Origin of the sequence: Kribbella sp. NPDC051770 (genome assembly GCF_040681455.1) — a bacterium.
Classification (GTDB): Bacteria; Actinomycetota; Actinomycetes; order Propionibacteriales; family Kribbellaceae; genus Kribbella.
In genome coordinates this window covers 1,053,324-1,068,088 of record NZ_JBFAYT010000001.1, presented here as the reverse complement: position 1 = coordinate 1,068,088, position 14,765 = coordinate 1,053,324, and the positions used below count along the sequence as shown (strand labels likewise).

Here is a 14,765-nt window from a genome sequence, read left to right as displayed (position 1 = left end):
GGCCGCATCGTCTAGCGTGAACGGGTGCACCGCATCGGCTACGTCATCCTGTACGTCGGCGACCTGGACGCCTCGATCGCCTTCTACCGCGACGTTCTCGGCCTCCCGTACCGGTTCACCGACGCCGGGTACGCCGAGTTCGGCACCGAGGCGCCGCGGTTCGCCCTGTACGAGCGGCGCCGCGCCGAGTGGCTCACCGGCGGCCCGGTCGCGCCCGGCCCGGCCGCGGAGATCGTGCTGCTGGTGGACGACGTCGACGCGGAGGCGGCGCGGCTGGCGGCGTACGTGATCAGTGGACCGGCGGACCGTCCGTGGGGTCACCGGACGGTCCACCTCGCCGACCCGGACGGGTTCGTGGTCGAGCTGGCGCAGGAGATCCCGCGGACGCGAACCCGCGGGAGCTGATCAGCGGCGCTGGGTGTGGCGGTGCCGGCGGTGGTGCATCGGGCCGCCGAACAGCGCGATCCAGAAGAACACCCACAGCACCCAGGGCGCCGCGAACGAGACGCTCGCGATGACGAGCCCGACCATCAGGAACGGCAGCACGAACAGAAACGCGGGCGGCCGGCCCTGCGCGACCCAGGACGGCTGTCGACCCCGAGCCGCGGCCCACGCAGGTTGCACCGGTACGACGGCCTGGTCCGGCAGATCGGCGAACAGCGGCGCCAGCTCCTCGTCGTACCGGGCCTTGGTTGCCCGCTCGCTGCGCTCCTCGAACTCGTCCTGCGTCAACCGCCCGGCGACGAAGTGATCGCCCAGTGCTGCAACGGCTTGGTCGCGCTCGGCATCGCCGATCCGCAACGCGCCGCTCCGCTCGGCCTTGCCCCACCCAGCGCCGAGGCGCTCCGGGGAGCTCATCAGCTCTCCTGCTCGTCGTCGCCGAGGATGCCGTACAGCGTGCGCCGCAGTTCGATCAGCGCCTTGCGCGCCTTCGCCTGCTGCTCCGGCGTACCGGTCGCGAGCACCTGCCACAGCGCCCCGCCGACCTGTCCGAGCAACGGCTTCAGCCCGTTCTCGTCATCGGTCCCGGCGCTCATCGCCTCCCACGGCGCCGACACCTCGTCGGCGTGCTCGGCGACGTACGTGCGCCCCTCGTCGGTCAGCGAGAACGTCCGCCGCCCGGTCGCCGCGTCCGCCGTCACCAGGCCCTCGTCCTCGAGCTGCTGCAACGTCGGATAAATCGAACCAGGGCTGGGCTTCCACGCCCCGCCGCTGCGCTCGGCCACGACCTGGATGATCTGGTAGCCGTTCATCGACTCCTCGGCCAGTACGGCGAGAATCGCCGCCCGGACGTCACCGCGCCGCGCCTTCGCCTGCCGCCAGCCGCGCGGACCCGGCCCGCCGGCCCACGGCGGCCCGCCGAAGCCCGGTCCCCACATCCCGCCGAACGCCTGGTGGTGCCCACCACCGTGCCGCTGCCGCCCGGTCATCGCGGCCCGCAGCTCTTCCTTGAGATCCTCGAACGACGAGCAGCCGCGGCCGAACCCCGCCTGCCCGAACTGCGCGAACGGCCATCCCGCCGCGTACGCCGATCCACCCATCACCGTCTCCTTGCCCAGAGGTTGCGATAGTTCGACGATATATCGCGAACTGTCGTCACCCAAGGTGCCGGCGCGAACGGGTGTGCGGCGGGGTACCTGAGGTGTTCAATGCGGTAGGAGGGAAAGCGATGACGAACCCGAGCAACCGGTACGAGAACCTGACCCCGACCCGTTTCGAGAAGACCCACCAGGTCACCGACTCCGAGATCAACGAGGCCCTCGAGCACGACGGCACCGTCGAGGAGTCCGGCCTGGCCGACCGCGAGGTCAAGCACGACGACGGGACGCCGCCGTCGCAGAGCTGACAACGTTGAGCGTTCAGTTGAACGCGGTCTGTAGGTTGGTGAACTCCTAGCTCGTCCCCAACCCTCCAGACCCGAAGGATTTCGCGATGAGCATCTTCGACAAGTTCAAGGACAAGGCCACCGAGATGCTGCAGGGCGCCGGTGACAAGGTCACCGAGGCCACCGGTATCGACGTCAGCGGCGTCACCGACCACCTCGGCGGCGCCGCCGAAGGCGTGGCCGGCCAGGCCGAAGGGGTCGCGGACCAGGCCCAAGGCGTTGCCGATCAAGCCCAGGGCCACGCCGACGGCCTGGCCGACCAGGCCCAGGGTCACGTCGACGGATTCGCCGACCAGGCCCAGGGCCACGTCGACCAGGCTCAGGGCGCGGCCGACCAGTTCACCGCGGCCACCGGCGTCGACGTACCGATCGACCAGGCCACCGAGGCCGCCCAGGGCCACGTCGACAACGCCACCAGCCACATCGACCCGACCCAGCGCTGACGCCGTAGGCGACAATCGTCGCCATGGCGAAACGACGTTCGGCGGTTTTCTGCCCGTGCGGATCCGGTACGGCGTACGAGTCCTGCTGCGGGATGCTCCACCGAGGTGAGAAGACCGCCGCGACCGCGGAGCAGCTGATGCGTTCGCGCTACTCCGCGTTCGTGGTCGGCGACACCGGCTACCTGCTCCGCACCTGGTCGGCGAAGACCCGGCCGCCGTCGCTCACCCTCGACGCCACCGACTGGACCGGCCTCGAGATCCTCGGCACGACCGCCGGAACCGCCTTCCACAGCGAGGGAACCGTCGAGTTCCGCGCGTCGTACGCCGGCGGCGTCCAGCAGGAGAACAGCCTGTTCACCCGCGAGAACGGCGACTGGGTCTACGTCGAGCCGCGCTAGGAGCGCAGGAACTCCAACAGATCCGCGTTGATGACGTCGGCGTGTGTGGTCGGCATGCCGTGCGGGTAGTCGGCGTACGTCTTGAGGACGCCGTTCTTCAGCAGCTCGGCCGACTTCGGGCCGGAGGCGACGTACGGGACGATCTGGTCGTCCTCGCTGTGCATCACCAGCACCGGGATGCCGATCTGGCGCAGGTCCTCGGTGAAGTCGGTCTGCGAGAACGCGACGATGCCGTCGTAGTGCGCCTTCGCGCCGCCCATCATGCCCTGGCGCCACCAGTTCGCGATCACCGCTTCGGACGGCTCGGCGCCCGGGCGGTTGAAGCCGTAGAACGGCCCGCTCGGCAACGCGCGGTAGAACTCGGACCGGTTGGCCGCGAGCTGCGCCTGCAGGTCGTCGAACACGTCCTTCGGCAGACCTTCGGGGTTCGCGTCGGTCTTCACCATCAACGGCGGTACGGCGCACAGGATCGCGGCCTTCGACGCACGGTCCTCGCCGTGCCGCGCCAGGTAGTGCACGACCTCGCCGCCACCCGTCGAGTGCCCGACGTGGATCGCGTCGCGCAGATCGAGGTGCTCGACGACGGCGCGCAGGTCGTCGGCGTAGTGGTCCATGTCGTGCCCGTCACCGGTCTGCGTCGACCGCCCGTGCCCGCGCCGGTCGTGCGCGACGACGCGGTACCCCTGCTGCAGGAAGAACAGCATCTGCGCGTCCCAGTCGTCACTCGACAACGGCCACCCGTGACTGAACACGATCGGCTGCTCGCTACCCCAGTCCTTGTAGAAGATCTCCGTACCGTCGCTGGTCGTGATCGTCCCCACTGTCCCGCCCCTTTCGCACGCTCAATGGACCCGGCGTGCCCCCAGCACCAGGCCACGTTAACCCTGCCCGGGCAGGGTTTCCAACGGTTCACGTCGAGTTCGGAAGATCCGGCGGAGCCGCTCGACATCCACTTCCGGCAGGTGGATCTCCACGAGGTCGAAGCTCTCCTCGAAGAGTTCGCGCACTACTTCCGCGCGGGCTTCTCCCGGGCCACCAGCAACGGATTCTCGCGCTCCGCCAGCATCGTCAGCCGCCAGAACTTCTCGATCGCCCCGTTGTACTCGACCACCGCGACCGCCAGCCCGCGCGGATACGCCGCGGCCCGCGCTTGCCAACGTCGTACGACGTCCGCCCGCACGCCGGCGATCTCGCGCCCGTCGACGATCCCCTGCACCAACCCGAGCGCCGTCCCGTCGGTGCTGTGCTCGGTGAGCACGCTGTCGAGCGTCCGCTCGACCGAGCTGGTGAGGTTGTGCTCGACCTCGACCATCAGCCCGGCCTTCGTGCCGAGGTGGAGCTGGTCGTTCCAGGGCGGCCCTTGGTTCACCAGCCGTACGTCGGCCGCTGCCGGGACGCTCCGCCGTTCCTCAGTCGTCGGCGACCGCTCCCAGAACACCCCCACCTCGACATCCGACCACCGATCGGCGTCCCCGCGCGCCGTCGACCCACCGACGATCACCGCGTCCACGCCGGCCGTCTCGGCGTACGCCGACAGCAGCGGCCGCACCGCCTCGAGCCGCCAGCGCGCCGCGTCCTCCAAGTCTCAGACCTCCACCTTGAACGGATCGTGCTCGCTCAGCAGCTTGTCGAGGCGGGCCTGGTCGACGCGGTTGGACACGCCCGCGAGCTCCTGGCGGTCGCGGACCACCTTGCAGAGCACGACCGTCGAGGTCACGACGTACAGGAGACCGAGCGCGAGAAACCCCCGGACCCACGGCTCGGCGGGCAGGTAGATCAGCCCGATCACCATCGCCCCCATCGAGAGCCCGAACGATGCCACGGCCTGTGCGTAGAAAGCCCCCGTCTGGGAGGGCTGAACGGTTTTCGTCATACGCAAGATCCTGAGGCCGGGCGAGCGTCCGCGCATGAGGAAAACCACTCAGTTGTCCCAGGGATGTCCGCTGCCCGTGGCCACCCGTGCCACGGGTGGCCGGCGGTGACGTTGTCCCACGGGTGCCCGCTCTGGTGGAAGCCTTGCTGGAGGCTTCCGCCCAGGACGAGCGCGCCGAGCAGGGCGGTGAGGCTCAGAGCCTTCTTCATGTCCGTTCTCCTTCGGTTGTTGTCACCACGAAAGAGTGCGGTCGCCCCTGGGGAGGTTGTCTGGCTAGTCCGCCTGCTCGGCCGGCGGGGTCGGGGTGCCGGCGGGCGGGGTCGGGGTGGGGGTGTCCGGCGGTGGGGTGCTCGACGGGGTGTTGTCAGGGGTCGGGGTGCTCTGGGGCGGGGTGCTGGGGGTCCTACTGGGGTTGGGGGAGGAGGGGGTCGTGCTAGGCGTCGGTGTGCCCGACGGGGTGGTTGTTGGCGTGGGCGTGCTGGACGGCGTCTGGGTGGGCGTCTGCGTTGGCTGGCCGGTAGTGGCTGGGCCGGTCGGGTTGGTGCGGGTCGGGTCGTTGGAGGTGCTCGGGCCCGTCGTACCGGCGGCTGGTGCGGTGGGGGTCTGGTCGGGGCGGAGGTCGGTCGACGGTGGGAGGTCGGGGTCGTTGGTGAAGATGAGGATTGCCGCCGTCGCCGCTGCAGCAGTGGCCAGTACGGCGGCTGCGGCGATCATCATGGCTTTGGAGCGCGTCTGCGACGGGCCGGTGGGAGGGGCTGGTTCGCCGGTCGGGTCCTCGGGGCCGCCGGCGCCTGGCGCCGTACCTGCGCCAGCTGCCGCTCCTGCGCCAGCTGCTGCTCCTGCGCCAGCTGCCGCTCCAGCGCCCGCCGCCGCGACGTCCACCGCAGTCCGCACCGCCGCAACCCCGCGCCAGTCGCCTCCACCCGCACCAGCACCCCGCAGCGCCCCACCGGCGATCTCCGCCGCCGTCGGACGCTCCTCCGGGTCCTTCGCGAGCATCCGCAGCAGCACCTGCTCGAACACTCCCGCCAGCTCAGCCCGCTCAGCGCTCACCGGCTCCGGCTCGGCATCGACGTGCTGGTACAGAATCCCCGTCGGATGCTCAGCCGTGAACGGTGGCCGCCCCATCACCAACTGATAGAGCACACACCCCAACGAGTACACGTCCGACGGCTGTCCAGCCCGCCCACCCCGCGCCCGCTCCGGCGCCAGATAGTGGGAGCTCCCCACGATCTGCCCGGTCGCCGTCAGCGTCGTACCGCCCTGATCGGCGACGTGCGCGATCCCGAAGTCCGCGACCTTCACGGTCCCGTCCTGCGCGACCAGCAGGTTCCCCGGCTTCACGTCGCGGTGCACGACATCGACCCGATGCGCCGCCGCCAGCCCGGCCGCGGCCTGCTCGACGATGTCGATCGCCCGGTCCTTCTCCAGGGGGCCGTGTTCCTCGAGCTCACCGGACGCCGTACGGCCCTCGACGAGCTCCATCACGAGAAAGAACCCGTCCCCGTGCTGCCCGAAGTCGTACACGGACACCACGTGCGGGTCGCTCAACCGCGCGGCGGCCCGCGCCTCGCGCTGGAACCGCTCGCTCGCACTCGTGTCCCGCTCGGTCGGCAGCAGCAGCTTGACCGCGACCGGCCGCTCGAGAACCTCGTCGACGGCACGGAAGACCTCTCCCATGCCACCCCGCCCGATCGACTCGCCGAGCCTGTACCGCTTCGCTACCAACACCCCGTCGCCCGTACCCACCGACACTCCGCCCCAACCTTCGCCCGTTGACCACCCCGGGCCATCTTGCCCCACGAACCCAACACCTCGATGGTGGAATCGTTTCCGAATTCGCGAAGGAGCACCTGATGGACATGGCGACCGCGCTGAGCGACCTCGGCGTGACCGGCGACCTGCTCACCGATCCCGAGCGCGACCAGCTCGACCGCGACGGCTTCCTTCCCCTGGAAGACGTCCTGACCCCCGAGGAGGTGTACGCCGTCAACCAGCGGATGGCCGAGCTCACAGCGGCCGAGGGCGAGCGGGCCGGCCTCGAGGTCCACCAGGAGCAGGGCACCGACCGCCTGGCCGACCTGATCAACAAGGACCCGATGTTCGAGGTCTGCTTCAGCCACCCCCGCGTCCTGGCCGCGATCCGGTACGTCCTCGGCCCGTCGTTCCGGCTCTCCTCCCTGAACAGCCGCGCCGCCCTGCCCGGCCAGGGCCACCAGTCCCTGCACGCCGACTTCGACCACCCGGTCGACCCCGGCGAGTACGAGGTCTGCAACTCGATCTGGCTGCTCGACGACTTCACGCCGGACAACGGCGCGACGCGCGTCGTACCGGGCTCGCACCGCCGCGGCACGATGCCGGCCGACGAGATGCCCGACCCCGCCGCCACCCACCCCGACCAGATCCAGCTGACCGGCAAGGCCGGCACCGTCGTCATCTTCAACAGCCACCTCTGGCACGGCGGCACCCAGAACCACACCACCCGCCCCCGCCGAGCCATGCACTCGTACTTCGCCCTGCGCCACCTGCCGCAGCAGCTCAACCAGCAGGAGTACCTGCGCGCCGACACCTACCAGCGCCTCACTCCCGCGCAGCGCTACCTGCTGGACGTCACCGACCCCAGCTAAACCGTTCGACGGCGCACTGGTCTGCTGCGACAGTACGGCGATGGAGCTGATGAGCCCAACGGACCTCCCACTCATGCAGGGCCTGGCCCAGCGCGTCACCGCCGTACGGCCCGACCTGATCAGCGCAGGCGCGTCGTACGGCGAGCTGGCCTGGATCTGGGGCAAGGGCTGGGCCGCCGACGGCGCTGCCTGGCGGCGACGCCTCTGGTTCGCCGGCGACGAGCTGGTCGCGTGGAGCTGGGCCTTCCTGCCGCGGCGGATCCGGCGTACGGACGGGTCGGTCAGGGACATCACCGGAGCTTCGCTGACCTACCAGGTCCACCCCGAACACCTGGAGCTCGTCGACGAGCTGATCGAGTCGTACGACGAGGTGACGCGCGGCCTGGAGCGCACGGCGTGCCCGACGACCGCGGAGACGTTCGCACTGCAGCGGTGGGCGGCGCACGGCTACGAGCCCGATCAGGTCGCGCTCGCCGACGACGGCGACTGGACCCAACTCAACCGACGCGACCTGGCCGAGCTGCCGGAGCCGGTGCTGCCTGCTGGCTTCCGCTTCCGGACAGCTGACGAGGTCTCGCCGGAGGCCGCTGTCCAGGCACATGTCGATGCGTGGGCGCCGTCGTACTACACGCTGGACCGCTACGAGGGAGTGCGACAAACAGCGGCGTACCGGGGTGACCTGCACGTGCTCGTCGAGGCACCCGACGGGACGATGGCGTGCTCGGCGATCCAATGGTTCGACCAGGTGAACCGGACCGTCGAGTTCGAGCCGGTCGGCACCCACCCGGCGTACCGTCGGCTCGGCCTGGCGAATGCCATGATGCTGCACGCCATGCGGCTGTCGCGCGACGCCGGAGCGACGCACGCGACGGTGGTCTGCCTCGGTGCGCCCGATCATCCGCGGGCGCGCGGGCTGTACTACGGTTTGGGCTTCCGCGAGATCTCGCGCGACGCGCCGCTGGTCAAACGCCTGGGGTAAGCCGCGCCCGATGGGTACAGGGTGCGGTACCTCATGCCGCCGACCACGATGCTGGCTAGGGCGACGCGGCGGGCTGGTGCGGTCGCCGTTGTGTCTACGCGGCGGCGCAGGGTGAGACCCACGAGGACCGATGCCGCCACCAGCAGGCCACCGACAAAGTCAATCAACTCGCCGCCCACGGCCCGACTCGGTGAGCGAGGGCATTCGCCGTCGTAAGGGCCTGTGGACAACCCACCAGCCGCCCAGCCTCCCGCTTGTAAACTCAACTAGGAAGGGCAGGCGGGGCGGCGACGGCGGCCGGACGGTCAGCGCGGCTCGTCAAGCGCTAGGGGTAAGCCGCGCCAGACGGGTCTGGGGTAAGTCCGGCCCGATGGGTTTGGGGTAAGTCGCGCCCGATGGGTACAGGGTGGCCATGGCGACGCGGTGGGCTGGTGCGGTCGCCGTCGTGCAGACGCGGCGGCGGCGGTTGCTGCGCGGTGTCGTGGCGATGCTGGTGTTCGCGCTGCCGGTGGTGCTGCTCGGGCTCGCCGTCCGGCAGCAGTTCGACCCGCTGATCCGCGCTGACCAGGCGGCGATCCGCGCGTCGACCGGGTTCAGCATCCGGCACGGACTGATCCCGCTGCTGACCGTGATCCAGGTCGTCAGCCTGCCGATCTTCGTGTATGCCGTCGCGACCGGCGTCGCGATCTGGACCTGGAAGGCCCGCAACCTCAAGGGCCGCGCGCTCTGGGCGTTCGTCACGATGATGGCCGGCTGGGCGATCGGCGGGATCGCCAAACCGATCGCGCAACGCGCCCGGCCGCTGGTCGACGACACGCTCCCGCACGCCGAGGGCTACTCGTTCCCGTCCGGCCACACGTCGAACATCACGCTGGCGGCCGCAGTGATGGTCTTCCTGCTCTGGCCGCTGCTCACCACCACCCAGCGCCGCGTCGCCGTCGCGCTCGCGGTCGTCGTACCGGTGATCGTCGGCCTGGACCGCCTCTTCATCGGTGCCCACTTCCCGTCCGACATTCTCGCCGGGCACGTACTCGGTCTGGGCATTATGTTCGCTTCATGGATCGGATTCATCGGCAGGACGGCGTCGACCTCCTCACCAGGACCGTCGCACCCGGCGTAGCCCTCGGCGGCGTGATCATCGGCCTCGGCCTCGCCCTCCAAGGCCCACTCAAGGCCCTCAGCCACTCCGAGGAAACCGTCAACAAGGACCTCGCGACCGACCGGACCGGCACCTGGAACACCATCACCGCCGTCTGGTCCCAGATCGGCAACACCATCGGCGTCATCGCCGTCTGCATCGTCGTGGCGTCGCTCATCCTCTGGCGAACCCGCGACCTGCGCCTCGCCCTGGTCCCTCCCGTCGCGATCGCCATGCAGGGCCTGATCTTCCTCATCTCGGCGAAGGTCGTAGACCGAGATCGCCCCCAGGTGGAGAAGCTCGACGCCTCCCCACCCACCGCCAGCTACCCCAGCGGCCACGTAGGAGCATCCACCGGCCTGTACGTCGCCTTCGCGCTCCTGGCGACCCGCATCGAAACCACCTGGCTCCGCTGGACCACCATCATCGTCTGCCTGGCGATGCCCCTGCTCGTGGCGTTCTCCCGCCTCTACCGAGGCATGCACCACGTCACCGACGTCACCGCCGGCATTCTCAACGGCACCCTCTGCGCGCTACTCGCCTACGCCTGGTACCGCCACTGCTCCTCCCGCCGCCGAGCCCGGCGGTCGACTATGGCGTAGATCAGTGTGGCGATCAGACAGGCCCAGATGTAGACGTTCGTGAGCATCCGCTCGAAGAACGACCGCTCACCGTCGGAGTCGACCACGACTCGCCACAGCACCGCCCCGACCTCGGTCCCGATCACCAGCAGCACGAACCGCAACACGAACCACCGAACCCACCCCGGGCCCCAGTAGTACAAGGTGTTGGTGTCGAACAACTGCCGCATCACCCCCGCACGCGGCTCATCCGAGGCCTTCACCTCGGGTTCCTCCCCTTGCCGTTCCTCCATCAACAGAGTCTGACAGCGCAGAGGGTCCGCGAGGAGCGTGTTCGAGAGGTGCCCCCGGCAGGATTCGAACCTGCGACGCACGGTTTAGGAAACCGACGCTCTATCCCCTGAGCTACGGGGGCGCACGATGGGACAGCCTAGCGGAATCGGAGGAGTGGGGGATGAGTGAGGTGAACTACGCGCCGGTGGGGGCTACGGGGGTGGGGGACGCGGTGTGGGTCGGGGCGCCGGTGGGGTTTCGGGGGTTTGAGGGGACGGTGCGGGTGGGGGAAGGGGAGCAGGTTTGGGGGGCCGCCGCTGAGGCGGTGATGCGGTGGGGAGTTAAGACGCGGAGTGGGTTTGGGGTGGAGGGGGCGGAGGTCGCTGTGGTGGGGGAGGACTGTGTGTTGGTGGTGGGGGTGGGGCCGGTTCGGGTGCGGGAGCCGGTTCGGGTGGTGGAGGTGGTGGAGACGGGAGATCGGTGCGGGTTTGCGTATGGGACTCGGGTGGGGCATCCCGTCGTGGGGGAGGAGGCGTTTGTGGTGCATCGGGGCCGCGACGGGGTGGTGTGGTTGACGATTCGGTCGGTGACTCGGGCTGGGCGGGGGTGGTGGCGGGTCGTGTTTCCGGCGGTGCTGGTGGCGCAGCGGGTTTATCGGCGGCGGTACCTGCGGGCGTTTGAGGGTTTGGGGGTGGGCTGAGCGAGGGCTTTGCGAGGAGTCTCCACGGGGAGGTTCAAAGCTAGGGTTGAGAGTTGTGGAGATGGCGGATCGGCGCGTGCTGGTGGGGTGGGCTGCGGAGTGTGCGGTGCGGGTGGTGGGGTTGGTCGAGGGGGATCCGCGGGTTCGGGGTGCGGTGGAGGCGGCTGAGGGGTTCGCTGCTGGTGGGGAGCGGACGAAGAGGATTCGGGATGCTGCTTGGGGTGCGTTGGCGGCTGCTCGGGAGAGCGGGGATCCGGTGTGGACGGCGGCGGCTCGGGCGGCGGGGTATGCGGCGGGGGCGGCGTACGTTCACGATTTGGTGAGTGCGCATCAGGTGAAGCATGTGTTGGGGCCGGCGGTGCAGATGGCGTTGGCTGAGGAGTTGGCGGCCGGCGTGCCTGAAGTCGGGGAGGATGCGGTGCGGTGGGCGGTGGAGATCGCGCCGGCCGGCGTACGGGGGATGGTGGTTGAGTTGCCTCAGGCAACGTTTGGGAAGAGTCGCGTGGGCGTGCTCAGTCGGCTGCTGGATCAGGGGCTGCGAACAGGGCCGCGTTGAGGAAGTCTGCGCCGAAGGTGCCTTCGCGGTCGGCCTGTACGGCGCGGAGCTCGACGGGGGTGAGGGCGGCGAAGGTTTCGCGGAGGTCGTCGAGGGTGAAGGACATGCCGCCGCCGGTGTCGCCGTCGGTGAGGATCTCCTGGTCGGTGGGGGTGTCGACCAGGCCGGTGGCGAAGGTGATGATCGCGAAGCGGGAGCCCGGGTGGAGGAGGGTCGCGAGGCGCTGCTGGTAGGTGAGGCGGCGGTGGGGGGCGATGTGGTGGAAGCAGCCTGAGTCGTAGACGACGTCGAAGGTTCCCGCGGGGAGCGGGTCGCGGAGGAAGTCGAGGGCTGTCAGCTGTACGCCGGGCGGCATCGTGGGGCGGATCGCGTCGAGGAGCGGCGCGGCCAGGTCGATGGCCTCGACGGTTGCGCCCTGGTCGGCGAACCAGCGGCTGTTGCGGGCGGAGCCGCAGCCGATGTCGAGGACGCGGGCATCCCGCAGGTCGCCGAGGAGGCCGCGGGAGTGCCAGTCGACGAGGGGTTCGTCGGGGAGCTGTGTGGCCAGTGGGTGGCCGGGCTTGGTGAGCATCGTGGTCCAGAAGTCGGCGGCGGACTTCTGGGAGCGGTCGCCGCGGGCGCTGGAGGCGACGACCGTGTCGAGGAGTTCGAGAAGCTGGTCGAGCGTGTGGAGGCGTGGGGAGGTCACCGGCCGACACTAAGCGGTCGGGCGGTCAGGGGGGCGGTGAGCGCACCGGCGGGTGGGGCAGGTCGTCCTTCAGTTGGCCTGCTCGTTCGCTACCGCTTGATCGTCGCCTGGGCGACGGTCCTGTCCTGCTCCGGGAGGTTGTAGTGGAAGTAGATGCTGATCGAGCGCGGTCCGCCCGGCTGGTCGAGCTCGATGGTGAAGGAGTAGTTGTGGGTGCCGTTGCAGGTGTTGTCGGTGGTGATGCTGCCGCCCTCGGGGTTCGCCCAGAAGTCCGTGTAGCGGCAGCCGCTGATGTCGGCCCGGACGGCGCGTTGGACACCGACGATCTTGGCTGACCGGTTGTAGAACGTGATGGTGCCCCGGGTGTAGGTGGCGCCGTAGGTCAGGTTGAACTCCCTGGTCGTGCTGGCCTGCGCCGAGGGCGCGAGGCCTACGACGCTCGCCGTGAGAACCACCAGTCCGACCGAGAACCACCGACGCATCAAGAACCCCTTGCCTGGACGTGAACTGCGACGCGTGCGCATCGCTCAGCGGTCAGTTTGCGCGGCCGGGCGCTCCGAGCGGAACCCGATTGCACCAACCTGCAGTCAGCCGGTCAGAGCCCGTACGCCGAGGTGCCCGGCGATCGACTTGTAGCGTTCGGCGTACAGCGTGGTGCAGCGGGATGCGTTGCAGCCGGAGCCGGCGAAGGCGAGGCCTCGGATGGTGGCGGTGGTCGAGGTCGGACGGGAGTAGACCGGGCCGCCGGAGTCGCCGCCGATGATGGCTATCTGGTTGTTGCGGGTCGCGCGGATCACGTACGTCGTACAGCCGTCGGAGTCGCAGTACTTGGCGCTCAGTGAGCGGACGGTGATGCCGCACAGGGACGTGCTGAACGAGCCGGACTGGCAGACCGAGGCGCCGACGGCGGGGTCGTCGCCGCCCTTGACGGTGCGGGTGTCGGCAGAGTCGCCGGGGCCGTCGGTCCAGATCTTGGCGCCGTACGAGCTGCCGGTGATCAGGGCCTGGTCGTAGTCGGGGTAGTTGGAGCGGACCGAGGTCGTGCCGTAGTAGTTCGAGCCGCTGCGCCAGATGGTGCCGGGGCCGCCGCAGTGGCCGGCGGTGACCGAGGCGCGGGTGTTGTTCGACTTGCGGACGACCGAGAAGCCGGCCGTGCAGTTCTTCAGCGCCGAGGTGATCCGCGCGCCACCCCAGTGGCCGCCCTTGGGGGTGTCGTTGAAGCGGCTCGTCCGGGCCACGCCGGTCGGTACGGCGTCGACACCGTCGAGCCCGTCGAGCGCCTCGGCGCTGGCCGGTGACGTGGTCGCGGCGTCGTATTCGACGACGACGTCCTCGCTGGCCGGGTCGAGGTCGGCGGTGAAGGCGGTCTTCGCGGCGTCGGCGGACCAGGCGCGGCCGCCGACGGCCTTCCAGGCGGCGGCGACCGAGCGCGCCGAGCGGCAGCTGCGCTCGACGGTCAGCATCGGCTTGCCCGCGGCCGGGACGTTCTTCTGGACCGCGGCCTGGTACTTCTTCTCGTCGACGACCGAGTCGTCGAGCACCACCTTGTACCCGGTCTCCTGCGTCCCCAGTACGCCGATGATGCCGGCGCCCAGCCCGTACGGCAGCCCGGACTTCGGCCGGCCGGTCGCGTCCAGCGGCTCGATCGAGCGGACCGCGGCCGAGACGCCTTCGCCGAGGGCCTGGCCGAGCGGCCGGGGGTCCTTGGCGCTGGTCGGCTGGGAGAGTCGCTGGGAGTGTTCGGCGGTCGAGACCGGGTCGTTGTGGTTGCAGACAGCAACCGCCGTGGGGGCCGCCGCAGCGCGGGGGAGCGGAGTGGATCCGGCGGGCAGAGCGACTGCGACGAGTGACAACGAGCCGAGAGCGAGCAGCGGGACGGTTGCTGAGAGTCGCACTGAGCTCCCCTTATCGGTGGACAGGCCTGCGTAGATCCTTCAAGGAAGGACTTCGGATAGTCAAGTGCTGACTACTTTCCGCAAGCAAATACCGCTACCCTCTGCGAGCGTAGATCGCAACTTCACGCCCGTCGCCGGCGTAGAAGCGCAGGGTTTTGTCGTCCGCCGAGATGCGTCGCGCGGCCTGCAGGACGGCCGTGTGCGGTACGGCGTCGCAGTCGATCAGGCGTTGCGGGCCGGCCTTCGCGGTGAACTCGCCGCGCTGGCCGATGGTGAAGGTGCCACTGATCCCGTTGCAGCCGTCGGAGCCTGTCCAGGTGCCGTCGGAGTTGAAGGTCAGGGACGGGTTGTCCGGCCGGGCCGTCTTCAGCGCGTTGAACCCCTCCAGCTTGAGCGGCTGCCACGTGCCCGCCAGCTTGGACGCGTCGGCGGCCGGAGCGCTGGTGATCGCGGTCGACGGACTGGGCGCGGCGGGCTGCGGGTCGGTCGAGTCACGCAGACCGCCGAGGGCGAACCCGGCACCGGCGATCAGGGCGACCGCGGCGACGGCCGCGCCGGCGGCGACGAACGTACGCCGCTGGGCCTGGCGGACGCCGCCGGTGGCCCGGGTGACCAGGTCGGGGGCTGGTGGAACGGAAGCGGCGGCGCGGTCGAACGTCGCGCGCAGGTCTTCCTCGAGCTCGGTGCTGCTCACGGCAACCTCTTCACAGGATGGGTGCGCCGGCGGCT

Annotated in this window: 21 protein-coding genes and 1 tRNA gene; 10 read left to right on the top strand and 12 right to left on the bottom strand. The window is 69.9% G+C overall.

Annotated features, from left to right (window positions below; genetic code table 11):
* The first annotated feature begins 24 nt into the window (after positions 1-24).
* A complete protein-coding gene (locus tag AB0M01_RS05155; RefSeq protein ID WP_363665596.1) occupies positions 25-405 on the top strand; it encodes a VOC family protein in 381 nt (126 codons plus the stop codon).
* Here the strand turns inward: AB0M01_RS05155 and AB0M01_RS05150 are convergent, their stop codons facing one another.
* Together AB0M01_RS05150 and AB0M01_RS05145 are read right to left on the bottom strand one after the other, a co-directional pair.
* Entirely contained in the window at positions 406-858 is a 453-nt protein-coding gene (locus AB0M01_RS05150; RefSeq protein ID WP_363665595.1) for a DUF1707 domain-containing protein, read from the bottom strand.
* Positions 858-1,541 (bottom strand): PadR family transcriptional regulator, encoded by a 684-nt coding sequence (locus AB0M01_RS05145; RefSeq protein ID WP_363665593.1) that lies wholly within the window; start codon positions 1,539-1,541, stop codon positions 858-860. The genes AB0M01_RS05150 and AB0M01_RS05145 overlap by 1 nt, the downstream gene beginning before the upstream one ends.
* Positions 1,542-1,669: 128 nt before the next feature.
* Between AB0M01_RS05145 and AB0M01_RS05140 the strand changes: the two genes are divergently transcribed.
* The 3 genes from AB0M01_RS05140 (at position 1,670) to AB0M01_RS05130 (ending at position 2,726) form a co-directional block, all read left to right on the top strand.
* The gene (locus AB0M01_RS05140; protein ID WP_363665591.1) at positions 1,670-1,846 is read left to right on the top strand and encodes a hypothetical protein; all 177 of its coding nucleotides are present in this window, start codon (positions 1,670-1,672) and stop codon (positions 1,844-1,846) included.
* 86 nt (positions 1,847-1,932) lie between these two features.
* Complete coding sequence (locus AB0M01_RS05135; protein WP_363665589.1) at positions 1,933-2,328, top strand: hypothetical protein; 396 nt, start codon at positions 1,933-1,935, stop codon at positions 2,326-2,328.
* Positions 2,329-2,351: 23 nt separating this feature from the next.
* Positions 2,352-2,726 carry a YchJ family metal-binding protein gene (locus AB0M01_RS05130; protein ID WP_363665587.1) on the top strand — a complete coding sequence of 125 codons (375 nt, stop codon included), beginning with the start codon at positions 2,352-2,354 and terminating at the stop codon, positions 2,724-2,726.
* Here AB0M01_RS05130 and AB0M01_RS05125 read toward each other — a convergent pair.
* From AB0M01_RS05125 to AB0M01_RS05110, 4 genes are all read right to left on the bottom strand, one after another.
* Positions 2,723-3,547, bottom strand: a complete 825-nt coding sequence (locus AB0M01_RS05125) for an alpha/beta hydrolase (protein ID WP_363665585.1) — start codon at positions 3,545-3,547, stop codon at positions 2,723-2,725. The genes AB0M01_RS05130 and AB0M01_RS05125 overlap by 4 nt on opposite strands.
* A 185-nt stretch (positions 3,548-3,732) precedes the next feature.
* Positions 3,733-4,308, bottom strand: a complete 576-nt coding sequence (locus AB0M01_RS05120; protein ID WP_363665583.1) for a nucleotidyltransferase domain-containing protein — start codon at positions 4,306-4,308, stop codon at positions 3,733-3,735.
* Positions 4,309-4,311: 3 nt separating this feature from the next.
* Positions 4,312-4,599 carry a YiaA/YiaB family inner membrane protein gene (locus AB0M01_RS05115; RefSeq protein ID WP_363665581.1) on the bottom strand — a complete coding sequence of 96 codons (288 nt, stop codon included), beginning with the start codon at positions 4,597-4,599 and terminating at the stop codon, positions 4,312-4,314.
* A gap of 273 nt (positions 4,600-4,872) precedes the next feature.
* Positions 4,873-6,330, bottom strand: a complete 1,458-nt coding sequence (locus AB0M01_RS05110; RefSeq protein WP_363665579.1) for a serine/threonine-protein kinase — start codon at positions 6,328-6,330, stop codon at positions 4,873-4,875.
* A gap of 125 nt (positions 6,331-6,455) precedes the next feature.
* On the opposite strand from AB0M01_RS05110, the gene AB0M01_RS05105 reads away from it, so the two are divergent.
* The 4 genes from AB0M01_RS05105 (at position 6,456) to AB0M01_RS05090 (ending at position 9,945) form a co-directional block, all read left to right on the top strand.
* Positions 6,456-7,226, top strand: coding sequence for a phytanoyl-CoA dioxygenase family protein (locus tag AB0M01_RS05105; RefSeq protein ID WP_363665577.1), 771 nt, complete (start codon positions 6,456-6,458; stop codon positions 7,224-7,226).
* Between the two features lie 40 nt (positions 7,227-7,266).
* Positions 7,267-8,205 (top strand): GNAT family N-acetyltransferase, encoded by a 939-nt coding sequence (locus AB0M01_RS05100; protein WP_363665575.1) that lies wholly within the window; start codon positions 7,267-7,269, stop codon positions 8,203-8,205.
* A gap of 412 nt (positions 8,206-8,617) precedes the next feature.
* Positions 8,618-9,325, top strand: a complete 708-nt coding sequence (locus AB0M01_RS05095; RefSeq protein ID WP_363665573.1) for a phosphatase PAP2 family protein — start codon at positions 8,618-8,620, stop codon at positions 9,323-9,325.
* Positions 9,262-9,945, top strand: a complete 684-nt coding sequence (locus AB0M01_RS05090; RefSeq protein WP_363665571.1) for a phosphatase PAP2 family protein — start codon at positions 9,262-9,264, stop codon at positions 9,943-9,945. The genes AB0M01_RS05095 and AB0M01_RS05090 overlap by 64 nt, the downstream gene beginning before the upstream one ends.
* Here AB0M01_RS05090 and AB0M01_RS05085 read toward each other — a convergent pair.
* Together AB0M01_RS05085 and AB0M01_RS05080 are read right to left on the bottom strand one after the other, a co-directional pair.
* Positions 9,885-10,217, bottom strand: coding sequence for a hypothetical protein (locus tag AB0M01_RS05085; RefSeq protein WP_363665570.1), 333 nt, complete (start codon positions 10,215-10,217; stop codon positions 9,885-9,887). The two genes, AB0M01_RS05090 and AB0M01_RS05085, sit on opposite strands and share 61 nt — an antisense overlap.
* 49 nt (positions 10,218-10,266) lie before the next feature.
* Positions 10,267-10,339, bottom strand: a tRNA-Arg gene (locus tag AB0M01_RS05080).
* 39 nt (positions 10,340-10,378) lie between these two features.
* Here AB0M01_RS05080 and AB0M01_RS05075 point away from each other — a divergent pair.
* A complete protein-coding gene (locus AB0M01_RS05075) occupies positions 10,379-10,897 on the top strand; it encodes a DUF1990 family protein (RefSeq protein WP_363665569.1) in 519 nt (172 codons plus the stop codon).
* Between the two features lie 61 nt (positions 10,898-10,958).
* A complete protein-coding gene (locus AB0M01_RS05070; RefSeq protein WP_363666212.1) occupies positions 10,959-11,453 on the top strand; it encodes a putative immunity protein in 495 nt (164 codons plus the stop codon).
* On the opposite strand, the gene AB0M01_RS05065 is transcribed toward AB0M01_RS05070, so the two are convergent.
* The 4 genes from AB0M01_RS05065 to AB0M01_RS05050 all read right to left on the bottom strand — a co-directional run bounded on the left by AB0M01_RS05065 (position 11,410) and on the right by AB0M01_RS05050 (position 14,730).
* Positions 11,410-12,141, bottom strand: a complete 732-nt coding sequence (locus AB0M01_RS05065) for a class I SAM-dependent methyltransferase (RefSeq protein ID WP_363665568.1) — start codon at positions 12,139-12,141, stop codon at positions 11,410-11,412. The two genes, AB0M01_RS05070 and AB0M01_RS05065, sit on opposite strands and share 44 nt — an antisense overlap.
* Positions 12,142-12,230: 89 nt before the next feature.
* A complete protein-coding gene (locus tag AB0M01_RS05060; protein WP_363665567.1) occupies positions 12,231-12,623 on the bottom strand; it encodes a hypothetical protein in 393 nt (130 codons plus the stop codon).
* A gap of 105 nt (positions 12,624-12,728) precedes the next feature.
* On the bottom strand, positions 12,729-14,036 hold the full coding sequence (locus AB0M01_RS05055) for a S1 family peptidase (protein ID WP_363665566.1): 1,308 nt from the start codon (positions 14,034-14,036) through the stop codon (positions 12,729-12,731).
* A 94-nt stretch (positions 14,037-14,130) separates the two neighbouring features.
* Positions 14,131-14,730, bottom strand: coding sequence for an META domain-containing protein (locus AB0M01_RS05050; RefSeq protein WP_363665565.1), 600 nt, complete (start codon positions 14,728-14,730; stop codon positions 14,131-14,133).
* Positions 14,731-14,765: the final 35 nt, after the last annotated feature.

Bases quoted from the DNA above. Each gene is read 5' to 3' on its own strand.
- AB0M01_RS05150 (WP_363665595.1), bottom strand. From the start codon at position 858: ATGAGCTCCCCGGAGCGCCTCGGCGCTGGGTGGGGCAAGGCCGAGCGG.
- AB0M01_RS05145 (WP_363665593.1), bottom strand. From the start codon at position 1,541: ATGGGTGGATCGGCGTACGCGGCGGGATGGCCGTTCGCGCAGTTCGGG.
- AB0M01_RS05140 (WP_363665591.1), top strand. From the start codon at position 1,670: ATGACGAACCCGAGCAACCGGTACGAGAACCTGACCCCGACCCGTTTC.
- AB0M01_RS05135 (WP_363665589.1), top strand. From the start codon at position 1,933: ATGAGCATCTTCGACAAGTTCAAGGACAAGGCCACCGAGATGCTGCAG.
- AB0M01_RS05130 (WP_363665587.1), top strand. From the start codon at position 2,352: ATGGCGAAACGACGTTCGGCGGTTTTCTGCCCGTGCGGATCCGGTACG.
- AB0M01_RS05115 (WP_363665581.1), bottom strand. From the start codon at position 4,599: ATGACGAAAACCGTTCAGCCCTCCCAGACGGGGGCTTTCTACGCACAG.
- AB0M01_RS05105 (WP_363665577.1), top strand. From the start codon at position 6,456: ATGGACATGGCGACCGCGCTGAGCGACCTCGGCGTGACCGGCGACCTG.
- AB0M01_RS05100 (WP_363665575.1), top strand. From the start codon at position 7,267: ATGGAGCTGATGAGCCCAACGGACCTCCCACTCATGCAGGGCCTGGCC.
- AB0M01_RS05095 (WP_363665573.1), top strand. From the start codon at position 8,618: ATGGCGACGCGGTGGGCTGGTGCGGTCGCCGTCGTGCAGACGCGGCGG.
- AB0M01_RS05090 (WP_363665571.1), top strand. From the start codon at position 9,262: ATGGATCGGATTCATCGGCAGGACGGCGTCGACCTCCTCACCAGGACC.
- AB0M01_RS05085 (WP_363665570.1), bottom strand. From the start codon at position 10,217: ATGGAGGAACGGCAAGGGGAGGAACCCGAGGTGAAGGCCTCGGATGAG.
- AB0M01_RS05075 (WP_363665569.1), top strand. From the start codon at position 10,379: ATGAGTGAGGTGAACTACGCGCCGGTGGGGGCTACGGGGGTGGGGGAC.
- AB0M01_RS05070 (WP_363666212.1), top strand. From the start codon at position 10,959: ATGGCGGATCGGCGCGTGCTGGTGGGGTGGGCTGCGGAGTGTGCGGTG.
- AB0M01_RS05060 (WP_363665567.1), bottom strand. From the start codon at position 12,623: ATGCGTCGGTGGTTCTCGGTCGGACTGGTGGTTCTCACGGCGAGCGTC.